General features: G+C 68.7%; 19 protein-coding genes. 5 read left to right on the top strand and 14 right to left on the bottom strand.

From position 1 onward, the window contains the following. The first annotated feature begins 193 nt into the window (after positions 1-193). Entirely contained in the window at positions 194-793 is a 600-nt protein-coding gene (locus tag ACNI65_RS22790; RefSeq protein ID WP_416759607.1) for a c-type cytochrome, read from the top strand. Positions 794-870: 77 nt separating this feature from the next. Here ACNI65_RS22790 and ACNI65_RS22785 read toward each other — a convergent pair whose 3' ends face one another. From ACNI65_RS22785 to ACNI65_RS22750, 8 genes are all read right to left on the bottom strand, one after another. Then, a complete protein-coding gene (locus tag ACNI65_RS22785) occupies positions 871-1,398 on the bottom strand; it encodes a DUF2946 family protein (RefSeq protein ID WP_416759605.1) in 528 nt (175 codons plus the stop codon). A 47-nt stretch (positions 1,399-1,445) separates the two neighbouring features. Continuing rightward, entirely contained in the window at positions 1,446-2,432 is a 987-nt protein-coding gene (locus tag ACNI65_RS22780; protein WP_416759603.1) for a YheT family hydrolase, read from the bottom strand. 13 nt (positions 2,433-2,445) lie between these two features. Beyond that, on the bottom strand, positions 2,446-2,907 hold the full coding sequence (locus tag ACNI65_RS22775; protein ID WP_416759602.1) for a YybH family protein: 462 nt from the start codon (positions 2,905-2,907) through the stop codon (positions 2,446-2,448). A 59-nt stretch (positions 2,908-2,966) separates the two neighbouring features. Then, positions 2,967-3,185 (bottom strand): zinc-finger domain-containing protein, encoded by a 219-nt coding sequence (locus ACNI65_RS22770; protein ID WP_416759600.1) that lies wholly within the window; start codon positions 3,183-3,185, stop codon positions 2,967-2,969. Between the two features lie 77 nt (positions 3,186-3,262). After that, positions 3,263-4,186, bottom strand: coding sequence for a branched-chain amino acid transaminase (locus ACNI65_RS22765; RefSeq protein ID WP_416759598.1), 924 nt, complete (start codon positions 4,184-4,186; stop codon positions 3,263-3,265). 52 nt (positions 4,187-4,238) lie between these two features. Next, complete coding sequence (locus ACNI65_RS22760; RefSeq protein ID WP_416759596.1) at positions 4,239-4,646, bottom strand: hypothetical protein; 408 nt, start codon at positions 4,644-4,646, stop codon at positions 4,239-4,241. 120 nt (positions 4,647-4,766) lie between these two features. Beyond that, positions 4,767-6,125, bottom strand: a complete 1,359-nt coding sequence (gene radA, locus ACNI65_RS22755) for a DNA repair protein RadA (RefSeq protein ID WP_416759594.1) — start codon at positions 6,123-6,125, stop codon at positions 4,767-4,769. A gap of 109 nt (positions 6,126-6,234) precedes the next feature. After that, entirely contained in the window at positions 6,235-7,701 is a 1,467-nt protein-coding gene (locus tag ACNI65_RS22750) for a sodium:solute symporter (protein ID WP_416759592.1), read from the bottom strand. 160 nt (positions 7,702-7,861) lie between these two features. Between ACNI65_RS22750 and ACNI65_RS22745 the strand changes: the two genes are divergently transcribed. From ACNI65_RS22745 to ACNI65_RS22735, 3 genes are all read left to right on the top strand, one after another. After that, the gene (locus tag ACNI65_RS22745) at positions 7,862-8,494 is read left to right on the top strand and encodes a LysE family transporter (protein ID WP_416759590.1); all 633 of its coding nucleotides are present in this window, start codon (positions 7,862-7,864) and stop codon (positions 8,492-8,494) included. A gap of 68 nt (positions 8,495-8,562) precedes the next feature. Continuing rightward, a complete protein-coding gene (locus ACNI65_RS22740) occupies positions 8,563-9,447 on the top strand; it encodes a DMT family transporter (RefSeq protein ID WP_416759588.1) in 885 nt (294 codons plus the stop codon). A gap of 130 nt (positions 9,448-9,577) precedes the next feature. Then, positions 9,578-9,976 carry a type II TA system antitoxin MqsA family protein gene (locus tag ACNI65_RS22735; protein ID WP_416759586.1) on the top strand — a complete coding sequence of 133 codons (399 nt, stop codon included), beginning with the start codon at positions 9,578-9,580 and terminating at the stop codon, positions 9,974-9,976. On the opposite strand, the gene ACNI65_RS22730 is transcribed toward ACNI65_RS22735, so the two are convergent. The 5 genes from ACNI65_RS22730 to alr all read right to left on the bottom strand — a co-directional run bounded on the left by ACNI65_RS22730 (position 9,966) and on the right by alr (position 14,151). Continuing rightward, positions 9,966-10,817: a PEP-CTERM sorting domain-containing protein gene (locus tag ACNI65_RS22730; RefSeq protein WP_416759585.1), complete on the bottom strand. Its 852-nt coding sequence runs from the start codon at positions 10,815-10,817 to the stop codon at positions 9,966-9,968. The genes ACNI65_RS22735 and ACNI65_RS22730 overlap by 11 nt on opposite strands. Positions 10,818-10,887: 70 nt before the next feature. Then, the gene (locus tag ACNI65_RS22725) at positions 10,888-11,754 is read right to left on the bottom strand and encodes a PEP-CTERM sorting domain-containing protein (RefSeq protein WP_416759583.1); all 867 of its coding nucleotides are present in this window, start codon (positions 11,752-11,754) and stop codon (positions 10,888-10,890) included. Positions 11,755-11,845: 91 nt separating this feature from the next. Continuing rightward, on the bottom strand, positions 11,846-12,613 hold the full coding sequence (locus tag ACNI65_RS22720; RefSeq protein WP_416759574.1) for a hypothetical protein: 768 nt from the start codon (positions 12,611-12,613) through the stop codon (positions 11,846-11,848). A 10-nt stretch (positions 12,614-12,623) separates the two neighbouring features. Continuing rightward, complete coding sequence (gene arfB, locus ACNI65_RS22715; RefSeq protein ID WP_416759572.1) at positions 12,624-13,031, bottom strand: alternative ribosome rescue aminoacyl-tRNA hydrolase ArfB; 408 nt, start codon at positions 13,029-13,031, stop codon at positions 12,624-12,626. A gap of 16 nt (positions 13,032-13,047) precedes the next feature. After that, positions 13,048-14,151 carry an alanine racemase gene (gene alr / locus ACNI65_RS22710; RefSeq protein ID WP_416759571.1) on the bottom strand — a complete coding sequence of 368 codons (1,104 nt, stop codon included), beginning with the start codon at positions 14,149-14,151 and terminating at the stop codon, positions 13,048-13,050. A gap of 218 nt (positions 14,152-14,369) precedes the next feature. On the opposite strand from alr, the gene lplT reads away from it, so the two are divergent. Continuing rightward, positions 14,370-15,647, top strand: a complete 1,278-nt coding sequence (gene lplT / locus ACNI65_RS22705; protein WP_416759570.1) for a lysophospholipid transporter LplT — start codon at positions 14,370-14,372, stop codon at positions 15,645-15,647. Positions 15,648-15,744: 97 nt separating this feature from the next. On the opposite strand, the gene ACNI65_RS22700 is transcribed toward lplT, so the two are convergent. After that, positions 15,745-16,686, bottom strand: a complete 942-nt coding sequence (locus ACNI65_RS22700; RefSeq protein ID WP_416759569.1) for a hypothetical protein — start codon at positions 16,684-16,686, stop codon at positions 15,745-15,747. Between the last annotated feature and the right edge of the window lie 134 nt (positions 16,687-16,820).

Below are 16,820 nucleotides of genomic sequence, written 5' to 3'. Positions count from 1 at the left end.
GACGTTCGCGCAACACCTGCCCCGCCGACGTGCCGACCTTGACGAAAGCCCCAGGGTGGGGCGACAGGGGGCTGCGTATACTGCGCCGACTTGCTGTCCCCCCGTCCGCTTTTCCGAGGGCCGCCCGGTTCGCCGAACCCCTCCGAAAAGCGGACTCGCTTCTGCCGTAGTCGATTCGATCCACGAGGAATTCATGAGCGGAACCCAGGACCACGCCCACGCCCAGGACTCGCACGCTGAAGGTCACGATGCCCACGAGGGCCCGATCAAGACGCCCAAGCAACTCGCGGTCGCGGTCTTCTTCGCGTTCGTCATCCCGATCCTCGTCATCGTGATGCTCGCCAACTACGTGTCCAGCGAGATCAAGCCCGGCGCCGGCGGCTCGGGCCTCGAGCCTCAGGCCGTCGCGGCCCGCATCCTCCCGGTGGGCAGCATCGAGCTCAAGGACCTGTCCAATCCCGCCGCGATGAAGACCGGCGAGCAAGTGTTCCAGGCGCAATGCGCGGCCTGCCACGCGACCGGCGCCGCCGGCGCTCCCAAGCTGGGCGACCACGACGCCTGGGGCCCCCGCGTGAAGACCGGCTTCGACACCCTGGTGCACTCGGCCCTCAAGGGCAAGGGCAACATGGGCCCGCAGGGCGGCGGCGACTTCAGCGACTTCGAGATCTCCCGCGCCGTCACCTACATGGCCAATCAGGGCGGCGCCAAGTTCGACGAGCCCAAGCTGCCCGCGGCAGCCGCCTCCGGCGCGGACGCCGGTGCGTCGGCACCGGCCTCGGCCGCCTCGCAGTAACGCGGGTTCGGAGTCTCGGGCCTGCGGGCCCGACCTGAGCGCCTCAGGCTGAACCCTTCAGCCTGAACGCTTCAGCCTCAGCGCGACCCCGGCGCCGCTGGCTCGAGCATCACCCCGAAGCGCGCGATGAGCGCTGCATGCGTGGTCGACGTCATCGCCCACTGCCCGCGTTCGATCGCGTCAGCCGCCGGCCCCATGTCCTGCGTGTGGACCAGCCCCAGGCCGAGATCGGCCTCCAGGAACAGACGGTCGTGTTCATCGAGCACCGCGGCGGACACCTGCGCCTCGCGCCCGGTGTGGCTGAGCACGCGCCCATCCGGCTGCAGGCGCCAGACCCAGGGCGCCGCCTCCAGCTGCACATAGACCCGTTGCGGTCCGTTCTGGAAGAACCACGCGCCCTGATCGTCCACGGCGTAATTGCGCTCGATGAAGCCGATCAGCTTGTCGTGGAGGATGCGGCTGCCCTTGACCTGCGGGAAGGGGCCCGCCGCCTGGATGCGCTCGTCGCGCATGTACCAGTCGCCGCGCGCGTCCAGCGCCAGCCAGCCGTAGCAATGCGGCACGTTGGGCCACTTCTTCAACGCGGCTTCGACGATCGCGTCCATCTGTTGTCCTTTCCGTCGCGGCGCCAGTCGCCAGTCGCCACTCGCGCTCAGAGCCGCATCGCCAGCCAGTCGGTCACCCGCTCCGGCATCGTGCGCACATGACCCGGCGGCCGCCCCGAAGGGAAGCCCACATGTCCGCCCTCGCGCGGCTGCCACAGCGTCACATGGGCACCTACATGGCTCTGCTCGGGCAAGCTGTGCGCCGGCACGAACGGGTCGTTGCGCGCGTTCAGCACCAGCGCCGGCACGCGGATGCGGGCCAGATGCGGCTTGGCCGACGCGCGCAGCCAGTAATCGTCGACATCCCGGAAGCCATGCAGCGGGCCGGTGAAGAGATTGTCGAACTCATAAAGATCGCGCACCCGCCGCATCCGCTCCGCATCGAAGAGCCCCGGATGCTGCTTCAGCTTGTTCATCGCCTTCGGCATCATCGTGCGCAGGAACATGCGGGTGTAGACCAGCCGGTTGAAGCCCTTGCCGATCGCGTGGCCGGCGGCGGTCAGGTCCAGCGGCGAGCAGATCGAGCTCACCGCCCTGACGGTCTCGGCGGCGGTCTCGCCCGCTTCCTGCGCCCAGCGCAGCAGCGCATTGCCGCCCAGCGAGACACCCGCCGCGATCATCGGACCGCGGTGCCGCGCGCGGAACTGCGTCAGCATCCAGCCGATCTCGGCGTAATCCCCCGAGTGGTAGGCCCGCGGGGCGAGGTTGATCTCCCCCGAGCACCCCCGGAAGTAGGGCATCGCGAAGGCCCAGCCGCGCCGTTGCGCGACCGCGGCGAAGGCTTGCACGTACTGGCTGTCGACCGAGCCCTCCAGGCCGTGGAACAGCACCAGCAGCGGGCGCTCCGGACCTTCGGCGGACGTGATCGGGCTATCGTCGGCGAGCCATTCGACGTCGACGAAATCGCCATCCGGCGTGTCCCAGCGTTCACGGCGGAAGCGCGGTGCCGCGCCGTCGAAGCGGCGCGCGAACAGCACGGGCCAGATCGTCTGGGCATGGCCTCCGGGCAACCAGGGAGGCGCCTGGTACTGCATCAGCGGACCTCTTTCAATGCAGGGTCGTCGGTGCGCCCACGGCCACGATCGACAGTTCCTGCTTCACGTCCTGCGACGTCCCCGGGCTCGCGTGGTGCGCGACCATGCGCCAGCCCAGCGCCGTCTTCAGATAGACATTGGTGGCGACGACCCAGGCGCTCTGGGTGCCGTCCTCGTCGGTGATCTCCACGCGCTCCAGCACCTGGTGGATCGCGGTCTCGCCATTGACGAGTCTTCGCTGGCACTCCGGGTGGACCGGGATGGAGCCGCGCGCGAAGATCTGCTCGAAGCTGGCCCGGATGGCTGCGACGCCGACAACGCGCGGCCCGCCCGGATGGACGCAGCAGATCTCGTCCTCATCGCCCCAGACGGCCATCAGCCGTTCCAGGTCGCCGGCCTGCAAGGCCTCGTAGAACTGCGCTTCGGTGTCCTCGGGAGTGGCCAGCAGCAACGCGGTCTGAGGCTTGCGCACCATGTCGTTCCTTGTCAGGAGAGCGGGCTGTGACACGGCCCCCTTGAGGGGGCCGCGGGGAATCAGTGACCGGAGGGCAGGTGCTCGCCGGCCTTGAGCTTGTACTGCGTGCCGCAGTACGCGCAGGTGCCTTCACCGCCGTGGCTCAGGTCGATGTAGACGCGCGGGTGGTTGCTCCACAGCGGCATCTTGGGATTGGGGCAGAAGACGACGCCCGGACCTTGCAGGTCCTGCGCGGTGACTTCGACGATGGCCTTGGGGGCGGTGGTGTTGGTGCTCATGATCTTGTTCTTGAAGGCGGGCTGCCGCTCGTGCGGCGGGCTGGCGGCGGGGTGGCGGAGGGCGCTAGGGGGAAGAGTCAGACCAGCGTCAGCCAGTGCGCGTACTTCGGATTGCGCCCGTTGACGATGTCGAAGAAGGCCGACTGGATCTTCTCGGTGATCGGGCCGCGGCTGCCGATGCCGAGCTCGATGCGGTCGAGCTCACGGATCGGCGTGACTTCCGCGGCGGTGCCGGTGAAGAAGGCCTCGTCGCAGATGTAGACCTCGTCGCGGGTGATGCGCTTCTCCACGAGCTTCAGGCCCAGGTCCTGGCAGATCGCGAAGATGGTGTTGCGGGTGATGCCGTTGAGCGCGCCCGCGGACAGGTCCGGCGTGTACACGACGCCGTTCTTGATGATGAAGAGGTTCTCGCCGGCGCCCTCGGACACGAAGCCCGACGCGTCCAGCAGCAGGGCCTCGTCGTAGCCGTCCTCCGTCGCTTCCATGTTGGCCAGGATCGAGTTGGTGTAGTTGGACACCGTCTTGGCCTGCGTCATCGTGATGTTGACGTGGTGGCGCGTGTAGCTGCTGGTCTTGACGCGGATGCCGCGCTTGAGGCCTTCCTCGCCCAGGTAGGCGCCCCAGGCCCAGGCCGCGACCATCAGGTGGATCTTGTTGCCCTTGGGGCTGACGCCCAGCTTCTCGCTGCCGATCCAGGTCAGCGGCCGCAGGTAGCAGCTGGCCAGGTTGTTCTCGCGGACCACGGCCTTCTGCGCGTCCTCGACCTGCTCGATCGTGAACGGCAGCTTCATGCGCAGGATCTTGGCGCTGTTGAACAGGCGCTCGGTGTGCTCGCGCAGCCGGAAGATCGCGGTGCCCTTGTCGGTCTGGTAGGCGCGCACGCCCTCGAAGGCGCCGCAGCCGTAATGCAGGGTGTGGGTGAGGACGTGGATCTTGGCGTCGCGCCAGTCCACGAGCTCGCCATCCATCCAGATCTTGCCGTCGCGATCGTCCAGGGACATGGGGCTTCCTTTTCGGCCGCGTGGGGGCCGGGGTGCTGCGAAGTCGCGGATTTTAAGCGGCCGGGGTGTCGGAAGGCGACTCCGGCTCGGTCGACTGGGCGCGGATCAGCGTCCAGCTCGCGACCGCGCCCTGGGCCATCACGACGTCCACGGCGTCGCCGCCGGTGTCGGTCCAGCGGTAGGTGTTGTCGTCGACCTTCACGCCCAGCGAGCGGCACAGCCGGATCAGGTCCACGAGCTTCATGCCGGCCTGCAGCTTCGCGTTGAGCATGATGGCGCTGGCCACATGGCCCAGCGGCGCGTTCTGTGCGGTGCGCATGACCTTCATCAGCTGCGAGAACTGCATCAGCAGGAAGAAGACGATGCAGGACAGGCCCAGGATCGCGCCCTTCCAGCCGAAGAAGACGGCGCCCACGACGATGGCGGCGATGGCGAGGAGGATGCCGGCGAGGCGGTTCATGCGGGGGGAACTCCGAAGGGGGAAGGGGTCAGGGAAGGCCGGGATCGGGCGGAACGCGCATTGTCGTCGGCCCACCGCGCCGGCGGCTGCGGCGATTGCGGATGGCGTGCCCGTCCCCGGTCACATCCCGCGCAGGACATCGATGGCGTCCTCGATGCGCGCGACCGCGTGAACCGTCAGGCCCTCGATCGGCTTCTTGGGCGCGTTGGCCTGCGGCACGACCGCGATCGAGAAGCCCAGCTTGGCCGCTTCCTTGAGCCGTTCCTGACCGCGGGGCGCGGGCCGGACCTCGCCGGCCAGGCCGACCTCGCCGAAGGCGATGAAGCCTTTGGGCAGCGGCTTGCCGCGCAGCGAGCTCTGGATGGCCAGCAGCACGGCCAGGTCGGCCGCGGGTTCGCTGATGCGCACGCCGCCGACCGCGTTGACGAAGACGTCCTGGTCCATCGTCGCCACGCCGGCATGGCGGTGCAGCACGGCGAGCAGCATCGCCAGCCGGTCGCGTTCCAGGCCGACGGACAGCCGCCGCGGGTTGGGCCCGCCGCCGTCCACCAGTGCCTGCAGCTCCACCAGCATCGGCCGGGTGCCCTCCAGCGTGACCAGCACGCAGGAGCCGGGCACCGGCTCGCCGTGGGTGGACAGGAAGATGGCGCTCGGGTTGGTGACGCCCTTGAGGCCCTTCTCGGTCATCGCGAAGACGCCGATCTCGTTGACCGCGCCGAAGCGGTTCTTGATCGCGCGCACCAGGCGGTAGCTGCTGTGGGTGTCGCCCTCGAAGTAGAGGACGGTGTCGACGATGTGCTCCAGCACGCGCGGGCCGGCCAGGGCGCCCTCCTTGGTCACGTGGCCGACCAGCACCATCGCGCAGCCGCTGGACTTGGCCGTGCGGGTGAGCTGCGCGGCGCATTCGCGCACTTGCGCGACCGAGCCGGGCGCCGAGGACAGCTGCTCGGAGTAGAGCGTCTGGATCGAGTCGATCACGCAGAAGTCGGGCCGTTCCACCTCGATGGTGGCGAGGATCTTCTCCAGCCCGATCTCGGCGAGCACCCGCACCTGCGAGCCGTCCAGGCCCAGGCGCCGGGAGCGCATGGCGACCTGCGCGCCGGATTCCTCGCCGGTCACGTACAGCACCTTCATCTGCTTGGACAGCGCCTCGATGGCCTGCAGCAGCAGCGTGGACTTGCCGATGCCGGGATCGCCGCCGATCAGCACGACGCCGCCGGTGACGATGCCGCCGCCCAGGACGCGGTCCAGTTCCTCGAGCGAGGTGGGAGTGCGGTCGAAGTCGCGGGCCTCGATCTCGGAGAGCGTGGTCACCGGCTGGCTGCGGGCCAGGGCCTGGAAGCGGTTCTTGCCGCCGGTGGGCTCGGCGGCGGTCTCCACGAGCGTGTTCCAGGCGCTGCAGGAGGGGCAGCGCCCCAGCCACTTGGCGCTGGTGGCGCCGCAGTCGGAGCAGACGTATTGGGATTTCGGAGCAGCCATGGGGCGCGATTGTCGCCGCTCATGCTGTGGACAACCCTGTTGAGAAGCCTGTGGATTCGCCGTGAGAGGGGTGTGGACGACGTGTGGGTGATCTGGGGGCGATCTGTGATCAAACCGCCTGCCGCTGGGGATAACCGGCCGGTCGCGAACCTGCCCACAATCCCCCGAAAGTCAGCGCGGCGTTCACCAGCAGCAGCTCCAACCCCATTCGGTAGGCCCCGAAGAGGGTGTCCTGATGGGCGTCGATGACCCAGCACAGGGCGGGCGCGGCCAGCGCGATCCACGGCAGCACCCCCGAGCGCAGGTGGCGCGTCGTCAGGATGCCGAAGGCGAACAGGCCCAGCAGTGGCCCATAGGTGTAGCCGGCCAGCTTGAGGATCAGACCGACCATGCTCGGGTCGTCCAGCCAGCGGAAGCCCAGCGTCAGCAGCAGGAACAGCGCGGCGTAGCCCAGGTGCACGGCCTTGCGCACGCGGCGCTGACGGGCCTCGTCCCAGTCGCGGCGCTCCTGGATGCCCAGCAGGTCGATGCAGGTGCTGGAGGTCAAGGCGGTGATCGCGCCGTCAGCGCTGGGGAAGAGCGCGGAAATCAGCGCCACGACGAAGATCAGCTGCACCCAGCCCGGCAGGTGGCCCATGACGACCGCCGGGAAGAGCCGGTCGCCGTGCGCGGCGATGCCTTGCTGCTGTGCGTACAGGCTCAGCAGTCCGCCCAGGAACAGGAACAGCAGCACGACGACGGTCATGATGGCCGCCATCACCATCATGTTCTTCTGCGCGTCGGCCAGGCGCTTGACCGAGATGTTCTTCTGCATCATTTCCTGGTCCAGACCGGTCATCGCCACCGCGATCGCGGCGCCCGCCAGCAGCTGCTTGGCCCAGTGCGAGGCGCTCGTCGGGTCGGTGACGAAGACCTCGGCCAGGCCCGCGGCGCGCATCGCCGACCAGCCGCCCGCCAGGTCCAGGCCCATCGCGTGGAGCAGGAAGACGACGCAGATCACCAGGCCGCCGAGCATGCCGGTGGTCTGCAGGGTGTCGGTCCAGACGATGGTCTTGACGCCGCCTTCCAGCGTGTAGAGCAGGATCATCACGAGCACCAGCCCCGCGCTGAGCCAGAACGGCATGCCGAACTGGGCCAGCACCAGGTCCTGCAGGATGCGCACGACGAGGTAGAGCCGCGCGGTGGCGCCCAGCGTGCGCGACAGGATGAAGAACCCGGCGCCGGTGCGGTGCGCCGCCAGGCCGAGCCGAGCGCCGAGGTAGCGGTAGATGGAGCTGAGCTGGAGCCGGTAGTACAGCGGCAGCAGCACGAAGGCGACCACCGCGTAGCCGGCGAACTGGCCCAGCATGATCTGGAAGTAGCTGAACGCGCCGGTGCCGACTGAGCCCGGCACGCTGATGAAGGTCACCCCGGAGAGCGAGGTGCCGATCATCCCGAACGCCACCAGTCCCCAATGGCTGTTGCGGTTGCCGATGAAGAAGCTGTCGTTGTCGGCGCGGCGCGAGGTCCACCACGCCACCGCCAGCAGCAGCGAGAAGTAGGCGACGACGACGGCGAGCAGGACGGAGGCGGACATGGCGCGGGATTATTGAAGCGTCGCCGCCCCGGCCGCATTCCGAATGCGGCGAAGGGCATAACCGGCGGAAGACCCGATGACGACGGCTTCGGCGTTAACCCTGACCTTCGTCGGACGAGGGGCGGCGTGCTACAACTCGGCTCCTTCGAAGGAGTCGATCATGGAGTTGTCAGTCTGGCTGGGGTTCTTCGCAGCCTCGTGGGCCATCAGCCTGTCGCCGGGCGCGGGTGCCATCGCGGCGATGAGCGCCGGGCTGAATCACGGCTTCCAGCGCGGCTACTTCATGACGATCGGCCTGATCCTGGGCATCCTGACCCAGATCGTGGTGGTGGGCGCGGGACTGGGCGCGCTGATCGCGGCCTCCGAGCAGGCCTTCGCGGTCGTCAAGTGGGCCGGCGTGGCCTACCTCGTGTACCTGGGCATCCAGCAATGGCGCTCGCCGGCCAAGCCGCTGGTGGCGGAGCAGTCGGACGCGAAGCAGATCTCGCGCCGGGACCTCGTGCTGCGCGGCTGGGGCATCAACGCGGTCAACCCCAAGGGCACGGTGTTCCTGCTGGCGGTGGTGCCGCAGTTCCTGAACCTGCACCAGAGCCTGACGCAGCAGTACGCGGTGATCGGCGCGACGCTGGCCTTCACCGACGCGGTCGTGATGGCCGGTTACACGCTGCTGGCGGCGCGGGTGCTGCGGGCGCTGCGCTCCGAATCCCACCTCAAGGCGATGAACCGCATCTTCGGGTCGCTCTTCGTGGGGGCCGGCGCGCTGCTGGCCACCTTCAAGAAGGCGGCCGACTGAGCGTCCGCCGCTGACCGTTTCCACAGGCCGCCCTCGGGCGGCTTCTTCGTTTCTCCGCCCTCTACACGATGTCCACCGTTTCCGACCGCTCGCTCTTCTGGGGGCCCACGCTGATCTGGGCCAGCACCTGGCATGTGATCCTGTACCAGTTGGGGTCGGGGGTGCCGATCCTGAACTCGGTGGGCTGGCGCTTCGGGCTGGCCGCGCTGATGCTGGCGGCGTTCGCGGTCTGGCAGCGGCAGTCCTTGCGGCTGCCCTTGTCGGCGCACGGGCTGATGCTGGCGACGGGGATCGTGCAGTACAGCGGCAACTACTTCTCCGTCTACGAGGCCGAGCGCCACATTCCGACCGGCCTGGTGGCGGTGCTGTTCTGCCTGATGGTGTTCGGCAATGCGCTGTCGGGGCGGATCTTCTTCGGCCAGCGGGTGTCGGGCCGATTCCTGTCGGCGTCGGTGGGAGCGGTGGCCGGGGTCGTGATGATCTTCTGGCCGGAGATCGCGTCGACGGGGGCGCGGCCGACGGCGGCCTATGGCCTGGCGATCGGCCTGGCGGCGGTGCTGGCCGCCTGCGTGGGCAACGTGCTGACGCTGACGCTGACCCGGCGCGGGCTGCCGCTGGTGCCGGTGCTGGCGTGGAGCATGGGGTACGGGTCGGTGTTCCTGCTGGGGATGTCGGTGGCGACGGGGCAGGGCCTGAACTTCGCGTGGACCTCGTCGTATGTGCTGAGCCTGCTGTACCTGGCGGTGTTCGGCTCGGTGGTGGCGTTCGTCCTGTACTTCAAGCTGGCGCAGCGGCAGGGGACGGCGCGGGCGGCGCTGACCGGGGTGGTGATCCCGGTGATCGCGCTTGGGATCTCGGCGATCTTCGAAGGCTGGCGCCCGACCACGCTCGCCATCGCCGGCATGGTGCTGTGCCTGGGCAGCATCTACGTGGCGACGCGGCCGCAAAGCTGATGCCGCCCGCCGCCTGACCACGTCCTGACGAGTTCCCGCTGAAGCGGGGACCTCGGATGTGTCTTGCGCATTCGCAAGGCGCTGATTCCTCACCGGTCTCAGGCTTCGCTCCTCGACAAGGAGCTTTGAAATGAAATGTCCAGCCTGCGGGTTCGCCAAGACTGTCCACGGGGTCCGAGACGTGGAGCATGTCTACAAGGGCGAGACGCTCGTCATCGCCGGGGTCACAGGGGACTTCTGCCCGTCCTGCGGCGAAGTCACGATGGACATGGAGGAGTCCGGCCGCGTGATGCGGCTGATGCGAGACTTCTCCAAGCAGGTGAACGCCGCGCAGGTCGACCCGTCGTTCATTGCGCAGGTCCGCAAGAAGCTCTCACTCGATCAACGCGAGGCCGGTGAAATCTTCGGCGGCGGTGTGAATGCCTTCTCTCGCTACGAGACCGGCAAGACGCAGCCGCCGCTGGCGCTGATCAAGCTGCTACGCCTGCTCGACCGGCACCCGGACCTGCTCGACGAAATCAGGACCTGATCGCGCGCTTGCGGCGGGCCATCACGCCGATCACCCCCACGCCGGCCAGCATCAGCGCGTAGGTCGACGGCTCGGGTACCGCAGCGACCGACTGCGTGACCGACGTGACATGGGCGAAGCCCGTGAAGCGCGTGCTGCTGACCGCGCCGTTGGACGCCACGTAGGTGTCGCCCAGGTTGAAGCGGACGCACATCACGCAGGTCGATCGCGCCAGCTGGCTCACGAAGTAGTCGAGCGACTGCGCATCGTCATAGTTCGCGACAGTGCCGGCAAAGCTGGCGCTGGCGCTCAGCGTCATGAGGCGCTCGAAGGTGCTGCCATCCGCGGCCTGCCAGCGCTGCGTGCTCTGCAGTGTCCAGATCTCATTCGACTGGAAGACCTGCCCGCTGTCCGACCACACGCTCACGGTCCGGTCGCGGAAGGCCGAGGTGGTGACCGTGCTCACGGCACCCGCGACATCCAGGGGATTCGCCGTGGGCGCGAACAGGGGCGGCACCTGCGCGGCGGTCGGGTCCGTCGTCACCCAGTTGGCGTAATGCTGGGTCGCCGACAGGTTGTCGTAACGGCGCCCGCTCGCCGGGTCGATCATCGAGCTGGTCTGCGTGGAGAAGCTCGGTTGACCGGGGGTGACGCCGTTCTCGAAACTGAACGGCTGATTGAAGGTGCGGAACAGCAGCCCGAGATCGCGCGTGTAGCCCGAGCAATCGGCAGCGGGCGCAGGACAGCCCACCGTCTTCAGGCTCGTCATGTAATAACCGTCGAGCGTCGCGTCGACGGCCGCCATCGCTGCCGTTTGAGCCAACCCGAGGCTCAGCACCACGGCCGTTGCTTGCTTGATCATCTCCGGAACTCCCTGTTGGTCGATGAATCTGTTCGTTGGCGGTGGCCGCTCCCGCGGGCCGGGGCGAGCCTCAGGCCGACTTGCGTCGCCGGCGCGCGGCCATGCCGATCACCGCCACGCCCGCCAGCATCAGCGCGTAGGTCGACGGTTCCGGCACCGCGGAGGCGCTGAGCACGCGCGCGTTGAACGCAGTGAGCTCGCCGAAGTAATAGAAGTTCCTGCTGGACGAGTCGTTGCCCGTCGAGGCATTCACGATCAGCGAATTCAGGCAGCCCGTGCACCAGAAGTCGCTCTGCAGCCGTTCGACGAACTGGCGCGTCGTCAGCGCCTCGCCCACGTTGCCGACCGTCACGGGATAGGGCATCCAATGGAATAGCTGGACGCTCTGCGCCACGTACGAGCCGTCCGCCTGCAACCAGGTCTGGCTGCGATAGGCGTCCCAGACATCACGACGCTGGTCCGGCGCGGCGCCATCGGGGTAGGTCGTCAGCATCCGCGTGCGGCGCGCCGCGATCTCTTCCGCTGCCGGGCCGCCTGGCAGCGAAGCCCCTGCCCAGGACAGCAGTTCCGCCGGGGCGATCGAGGCCGGTGCGATCCCCGACCGGTTCGTCTGTCCCATCGTCTGCGCGCCGTCCACGTTCCACGTGTCCCGGCCGTCGATGTCCAGTCCCGGGTACTCGTAGACGGACGTGCCGCTGATGTTGGCGGCGCCGCCGATCTCGATGATCAAGGTCTGGGAGAAGCTGAGCGGTGTGATCAGCTGCTCGACCGGCGCCGGGATCTCGCAGCCCCAGCAGGACATGGTGGACCAGCTGCCAGTGAGCGTGCCGGTGAAGGTCAGCTCGATACGCTCGGCCATCGCTGGCGCGGATATCCCGGCGGTCATGACGGCCACGGCCATCGCGGCGAGCGTGCGCCCATTCAACTTCTTGTGCATTGATTCCTCCCTGAGCGGGCGGAATTCTCTGCGTGTCAGCTTTGCAAAGCGGCCGGGCACCCCCGCATCCGCAGGGGGCGCGTGCAGACTGTTACTTCGTCCAGCCGATCTCCGCCGCCGTTTCCGGGCCGATCACCGTCTGGCGCAGGCTGGCCGGGATCCGCGCCTCGCCCTCACGAACCGGCACCCGCCCGCCCATCAGCTCCGCACGGGCCTGTGGATACCGGGGCTCCTGGCCCGGATCGGCATAACCGGCCGGGTACACCGGGAGCAGCGTCGCCGGGTCGTACTTGTCCGTCGCGCCGAAGGTGTGCAGCGCCTCGTGCGCGATCACGACCTCGTTCTGCGCCTGCTGCGCCCGGGACGCGAACAGGTGCACCAGCCCCAGCCGGCCCTTCTCCAGCCCGATCGAGTGCGGCACCGCGCCCTCGAAATCCGGCGGGTGATAGATCAGGAAGAGCTTCACGTCCGGCCGCGGCGAACTCGGGGGCGTCTGGCGCCAGGCCCACCAGCGCATGCGCAGGCTCCAGGAGATCGCCCCGATCGGACCGGCGTCGCGCGGCGCCGCTGGCGGCAGCACCTGGACGCGGCGGCCCAGCACGACCCGCACCGGCTCCGCCAGCGGCAGCCCGTAGCGCGCGGCTTCCGCCTGGAAGTAGCTCGACAATCCGGCGAAGGCGGCGTCGTCCAGCCGATCCAGGTAGGCCTGGGTCGCCGCGTCGCCCTGGGCGCTGATCGGGTAGAGCGTCACCACCTGCGGCCGCTTCCACGACTGCGACTGCCAGCGCGCGATCAGCGTCGTGCCCGCCACCGTCACCAGGATCCCGAGCAGGACCAGGATGCGGAATGCCTTGAACATGGATCTCCCTTCAGTCCAGGCGCACCTTGCCGCGCCCGGCCTTGATGTCGCCGCGCTGAGTCTTGGCTTCCAGCCGGCGCTTCTGCGAGCCGTAGGTCGGTTTCGTCGCCCGCCGCGGCTTGGGCGTGTGCGCCACGCTCTGCGCCAGCGCGATCAGCCGGGCGACCGCGTCGGCGCGGTTCTGCTCCTGGCTGCGCGACTCCTGCGCCTTGATCACCACGACGCCCTCGGACGTGATGCGCTGATCGTTGAGCGCCAGCAGCCGCGCCTTGATCACCGCCGGCAACGTCGAGCGCGCGATGTCGAAGCGCAGGTGCACCGCGCTGCTCACCTTGTTGACGTTCTGACCGCCCGGGCCGCTGGCGCGGATCGCGGTGATCTCCAGCTCCCAGTCCGCCGGCGTCCAGTCCAGCTGCATGACGCCGGCCGGGCGCTCAGCCCAGGGTCTCGAGGTGCACCGGCACCCGGCGCGTGATCGCGCACATCAGCTCGTAGCCGATCGTGCCGGCGGGCTGGGCGACCTCGTCGATCGGCAGCACCGAGCCGCGGGGGCCCTGGCCCCACAGCGTCACCTCGCTGCCGACGCCCTCGTTGGGGTGGTCCGTCAGGTCCACCGCCAGCATGTCCATGGACACCCGCCCCACCGTCGTGCTGCGCTGACCGCCCACGAGCACCGGCGTGCCGTGCGGCGCGCTGCGCGGGTAGCCGTCGGCATAACCGCAGGACACCGTGCCGATGCGCATCTCGCGCGAGGCCACGAAGCTGCTGCCGTAACCGACGCTGTCGCCCGCCTTCAGGTGCTGGACGGCCAGGACCTTGGCGCGCAGGGTCATCGTGGGCTTCAGATCCCAGTGGGCGATGTCGTGCGCGGGGAAGTCCGGCGCGCTGCCGTAGGTCATGATCCCCGAGCGCACCCAGTCCGCGCGCACCGCCGGGTCCTGGCTGTGGCGCAGGATCGCGGCGCTGTTGCTCAGCGAGCGTGCGCCGGGCAGGTCGGCGGTGGCCTCCGCGAAGGCGGCCATCTGGTGGTCGATGCCGCGCGGACCGTCGGCATCCGAGAAATGCGTCATCAGCGAGATCTCGTCCACCTGGGGCAGCGCGTTCAGGCGCGTCCAGGCCCCGCGGAAGGCGCTCGGCGTGAAGCCCAGGCGGTTCATGCCGCTGTTGAGCTTGAGGAACACCCGGTGCGGCTCGTGCGTCTTGTGCATCGCCAGCCAGTCGACCTGCTGCTCGTGATGCACCGCATGCCAGAGCTTGAGCCGCGAGCACAGCTCCAGGTCGCGCGACTCGAAGCAGCCCTCGAGCAGCAGGATCGGGCCGCGCCAGCCCAGGTCGCGCAACCGCTGGGCCTCGTCCAGGTCCAGCAGCGCGAAGCCGTCGGCGCCGCGCAGCGCGTCGAACACGCGCTCGATGCCGTGCCCGTAGGCGTTGGCCTTCACGACGGCGAAAACCTGCGCGTCCGGGGCCAGATCCCGGGCGCGGGCGATGTTGTGGGCCAGCGCGGGCTGGTGGACGATGGCTTCGATCGGACGCGGCATGAGGCGCATTGTGCCGCGCATGAACGGTGTCACGCCCCGCCGAGGTGCGAGGGGGGAGGGCGCCGGACGCACGGAAAAGCGGTGCGAAATAGCACAGAGACGTCAGCCCGTGAAGGTCTGTTACGAAAACAAGCGCGTGCTATAAACCCGCCGCAGCGCTGCCTTTCCCCACCCCGTGGACCCAGCGTGATCACCGCAGTTCCAGGTATGCCGGGTCGATGAAAAAAGGCTTCTACACCATCATGTCAGCGCAGTTCTTCAGCTCGCTGGCTGATAACGCGTTGTTCGTCGCCGCCGTGGAATTGCTCCGCACCAGCGGCGCCGCTGAATGGCAACGCGCCGCGCTGGTGCCGATGTTCGCGCTGTTCTACGTCGTGCTGGCGCCCTTCGTCGGGGCCTTCGCCGACGCGGTACCCAAGGGCAAGGTCATGTTCATCTCCAACACCATCAAGGTGCTGGGCTGCCTGAGCATGCTGGTGGGCGTGCACCCCCTGATCGCCTACGCCATCGTCGGCCTGGGCGCCGCGGCCTACTCGCCGGCCAAGTACGGGATCCTGACCGAGCTCCTGCCCCCGTCGCAGCTGGTCAAGGCCAACGGCTGGATCGAGGGCCTGACCATCGCCTCCATCATCCTGGGCGCCGTCTTCGGCGGTCAGCTGATCGGGGACAAGGCGTCGGCGGTCCTGCTGGCGATCGACGTCCCGTTCATCGACACCGGCATCGACACCGCGCCCGAGGCCGCCATCGCCTTCATGGTGGTGCTGTACTTCATCGCGGCGCTGTTCAACCTGCGCATTCCCCGGACGGACTCGCCGCTGCAGCCGATCGCGCACAGCGCCACCGACCTGGTGCGCGAGTTCGCCGCCTGCAACTCGCGGCTGTGGCAGGACAAGCTGGGCCAGATCTCGCTGGGCATGACCACGCTGTTCTGGGGTGTGTCGGGCAACATGCGCTACATCGTCTTTGCCTGGGCCGCCGCGGCGCTGGGCTACGGCACGACGCAGGCGTCGGCGCTCGCGGGCGTGGTGGCCATCGGCACCGCGGTCGGCGCGGTGGTCGCCTCGGTGGCGGTCAAGCTGGACAAGGCCACCAGCGTCATCCCGCTGGGCATCGGCATGGGCCTGCTGATGCTGGTGCTGAACTTCATCGACAACCTCTACCTGGCCATCCCCTTCCTGATCCTGCTGGGCGGCATCGGCGGCTACCTGGTGGTGCCGATGAACGCGCTGCTGCAGCATCGCGGGCACAACCTGATGGGCGCGGGCCGGTCGATCGCGGTGCAGAACTTCAACGAGCAGGCCTGCATCCTGGGCCTGGGCGCGCTGTACACGATGCTGACCCGCTTCGGCACCTCGGCCTTCGGCTCGATCACGATCTTCGGGCTGCTGGTCGCCGGGATCATGTGGGTGGTGGGGCGCTGGCATCAGCACAACAAGGTCGAGCACCGCGAGGAACTCGAGCGCCTGCTGGCCATCGCGCGCAGCGACAAGCATTGAGGCGCCAGGGGATCCCCCGAAAGTCCTCCCCAGAATTGACGACGGCTCCCTCGGGAGCCGTTGTTGTTGGTGAACACCGGGGGGCAACCCCCTGCGCTCAGCGCCGGGCGCGTCCCCGGCCGCTGGGGGGCGTCGCGACGACGAGCCCGCCGGTGGTCAGCACCTGCTCGATGTGTTCCGACCAGGCGCGGCCGATCTTCAGGCAGCCGCTGTGGTTGAGGTGGATCTCGTTGTGCCAGTCGCCGCTGATGCCACTGGCGCCAGGCGCGGCCGCGGCCAGCGGCACGGCGGTCGAGTCGAACACGAACAGGCCCGGGAACTGCTCCTTGTCGGCCATCGCCGTCTTGAGCAGCTGCGCCAGGTGCATGACCATCAGCCGGCTGACCGCCGCCCAGTCCGCCGCCGGGATGGCGTAGGCCTTCAGCGCGGGATAGAGCCAGGGACCGTGACCGGCATCCTCGGCCCCGGCCGGGCGGGGCATCGGCACGGCGTAGCAGTGCATGAACAGCGGCTTGCCCGCCGACGGGCCCTGGTCCCGCAGCGACAGCAGGTGCCGCACGTTGGCCTTGATGTAGGCGGCGTAGGTCTCCCAGCCGGGCTCGGAGAAGTAGCGGCCGACGCCGGCGGAGGGCGGGCCCCACTCGGTCTGGCGGCGCAGCAGGCGCTGGTGCAGCGGCACCTCGGCGCCATCGATCTGCGTGGGGGTCTGGGCGGCCTTGATCAGGTCATTGCCGCCCACGGACAGCAGGATGCCGTCCCAGACCGGGGCGTCCGCGGCGGTGAGCAGCCGCACGAAGTCGGGGGCGGATTCCAGCTCGACGACCTTGGACAGGCTCTCGCGCTGGCCGGCGCAGTTGATCGCGACGGTGGGTTTGGACAGCACCAGCTCCTGGAGCAGGTTCGCATGGGCGCTGAGCTTGGCCTGGGCGGTGGAGAACCAGGAATCCCCCTGCGCCAGCAGGCGCCATTGGTAGTTCTGCAGGTCGGGGCCTGAGGCGGACTGCAGATCCTCGGGGGCGAAACAGGCCAGGTGATCCAAGAGAAGCTCTCCCTAGTTTGGTGGACGGGTCACACGCGACAGGGTAGGCCACGTGCATGACAGGCGCACGGCGCCCCGATTGGAGGGCAGGGTCAGTCCTTGCGCCATGCTACAAACCCTGGGAGTTCTTGTCG

It is taken from the genome of Roseateles sp. So40a (assembly GCF_048081605.1).
GTDB lineage: Bacteria > Pseudomonadota > Gammaproteobacteria > Burkholderiales > Burkholderiaceae_C > Roseateles.
Note: the sequence above shows the minus strand (reverse complement) of the source record. Positions and strands in the feature narration are given on the sequence as shown.

Excerpts from the sequence above, each read along its gene's own strand:
- ACNI65_RS22750 (WP_416759592.1), bottom strand. The coding sequence starts at position 7,701 with ATGTCCGCCTCCGTCCTGCTCGCCGTCGTCGTCGCCTACTTCTCGCTG.
- ACNI65_RS22735 (WP_416759586.1), top strand. The coding sequence starts at position 9,578 with ATGAAATGTCCAGCCTGCGGGTTCGCCAAGACTGTCCACGGGGTCCGA.
- radA (WP_416759594.1), bottom strand. The coding sequence starts at position 6,125 with ATGGCTGCTCCGAAATCCCAATACGTCTGCTCCGACTGCGGCGCCACC.
- ACNI65_RS22725 (WP_416759583.1), bottom strand. The coding sequence starts at position 11,754 with ATGCACAAGAAGTTGAATGGGCGCACGCTCGCCGCGATGGCCGTGGCC.
- ACNI65_RS22785 (WP_416759605.1), bottom strand. The coding sequence starts at position 1,398 with ATGGACGCGATCGTCGAAGCCGCGTTGAAGAAGTGGCCCAACGTGCCG.
- ACNI65_RS22770 (WP_416759600.1), bottom strand. The coding sequence starts at position 3,185 with ATGAGCACCAACACCACCGCCCCCAAGGCCATCGTCGAAGTCACCGCG.
- ACNI65_RS22780 (WP_416759603.1), bottom strand. The coding sequence starts at position 2,432 with ATGCAGTACCAGGCGCCTCCCTGGTTGCCCGGAGGCCATGCCCAGACG.
- lplT (WP_416759570.1), top strand. The coding sequence starts at position 14,370 with ATGAAAAAAGGCTTCTACACCATCATGTCAGCGCAGTTCTTCAGCTCG.
- ACNI65_RS22760 (WP_416759596.1), bottom strand. The coding sequence starts at position 4,646 with ATGAACCGCCTCGCCGGCATCCTCCTCGCCATCGCCGCCATCGTCGTG.
- ACNI65_RS22730 (WP_416759585.1), bottom strand. The coding sequence starts at position 10,817 with ATGATCAAGCAAGCAACGGCCGTGGTGCTGAGCCTCGGGTTGGCTCAA.
- ACNI65_RS22775 (WP_416759602.1), bottom strand. The coding sequence starts at position 2,907 with ATGGTGCGCAAGCCTCAGACCGCGTTGCTGCTGGCCACTCCCGAGGAC.
- ACNI65_RS22765 (WP_416759598.1), bottom strand. The coding sequence starts at position 4,186 with ATGTCCCTGGACGATCGCGACGGCAAGATCTGGATGGATGGCGAGCTC.
- ACNI65_RS22720 (WP_416759574.1), bottom strand. The coding sequence starts at position 12,613 with ATGTTCAAGGCATTCCGCATCCTGGTCCTGCTCGGGATCCTGGTGACG.
- arfB (WP_416759572.1), bottom strand. The coding sequence starts at position 13,031 with ATGCAGCTGGACTGGACGCCGGCGGACTGGGAGCTGGAGATCACCGCG.
- ACNI65_RS22790 (WP_416759607.1), top strand. The coding sequence starts at position 194 with ATGAGCGGAACCCAGGACCACGCCCACGCCCAGGACTCGCACGCTGAA.
- ACNI65_RS22740 (WP_416759588.1), top strand. The coding sequence starts at position 8,563 with ATGTCCACCGTTTCCGACCGCTCGCTCTTCTGGGGGCCCACGCTGATC.
- ACNI65_RS22745 (WP_416759590.1), top strand. The coding sequence starts at position 7,862 with ATGGAGTTGTCAGTCTGGCTGGGGTTCTTCGCAGCCTCGTGGGCCATC.
- alr (WP_416759571.1), bottom strand. The coding sequence starts at position 14,151 with ATGCCGCGTCCGATCGAAGCCATCGTCCACCAGCCCGCGCTGGCCCAC.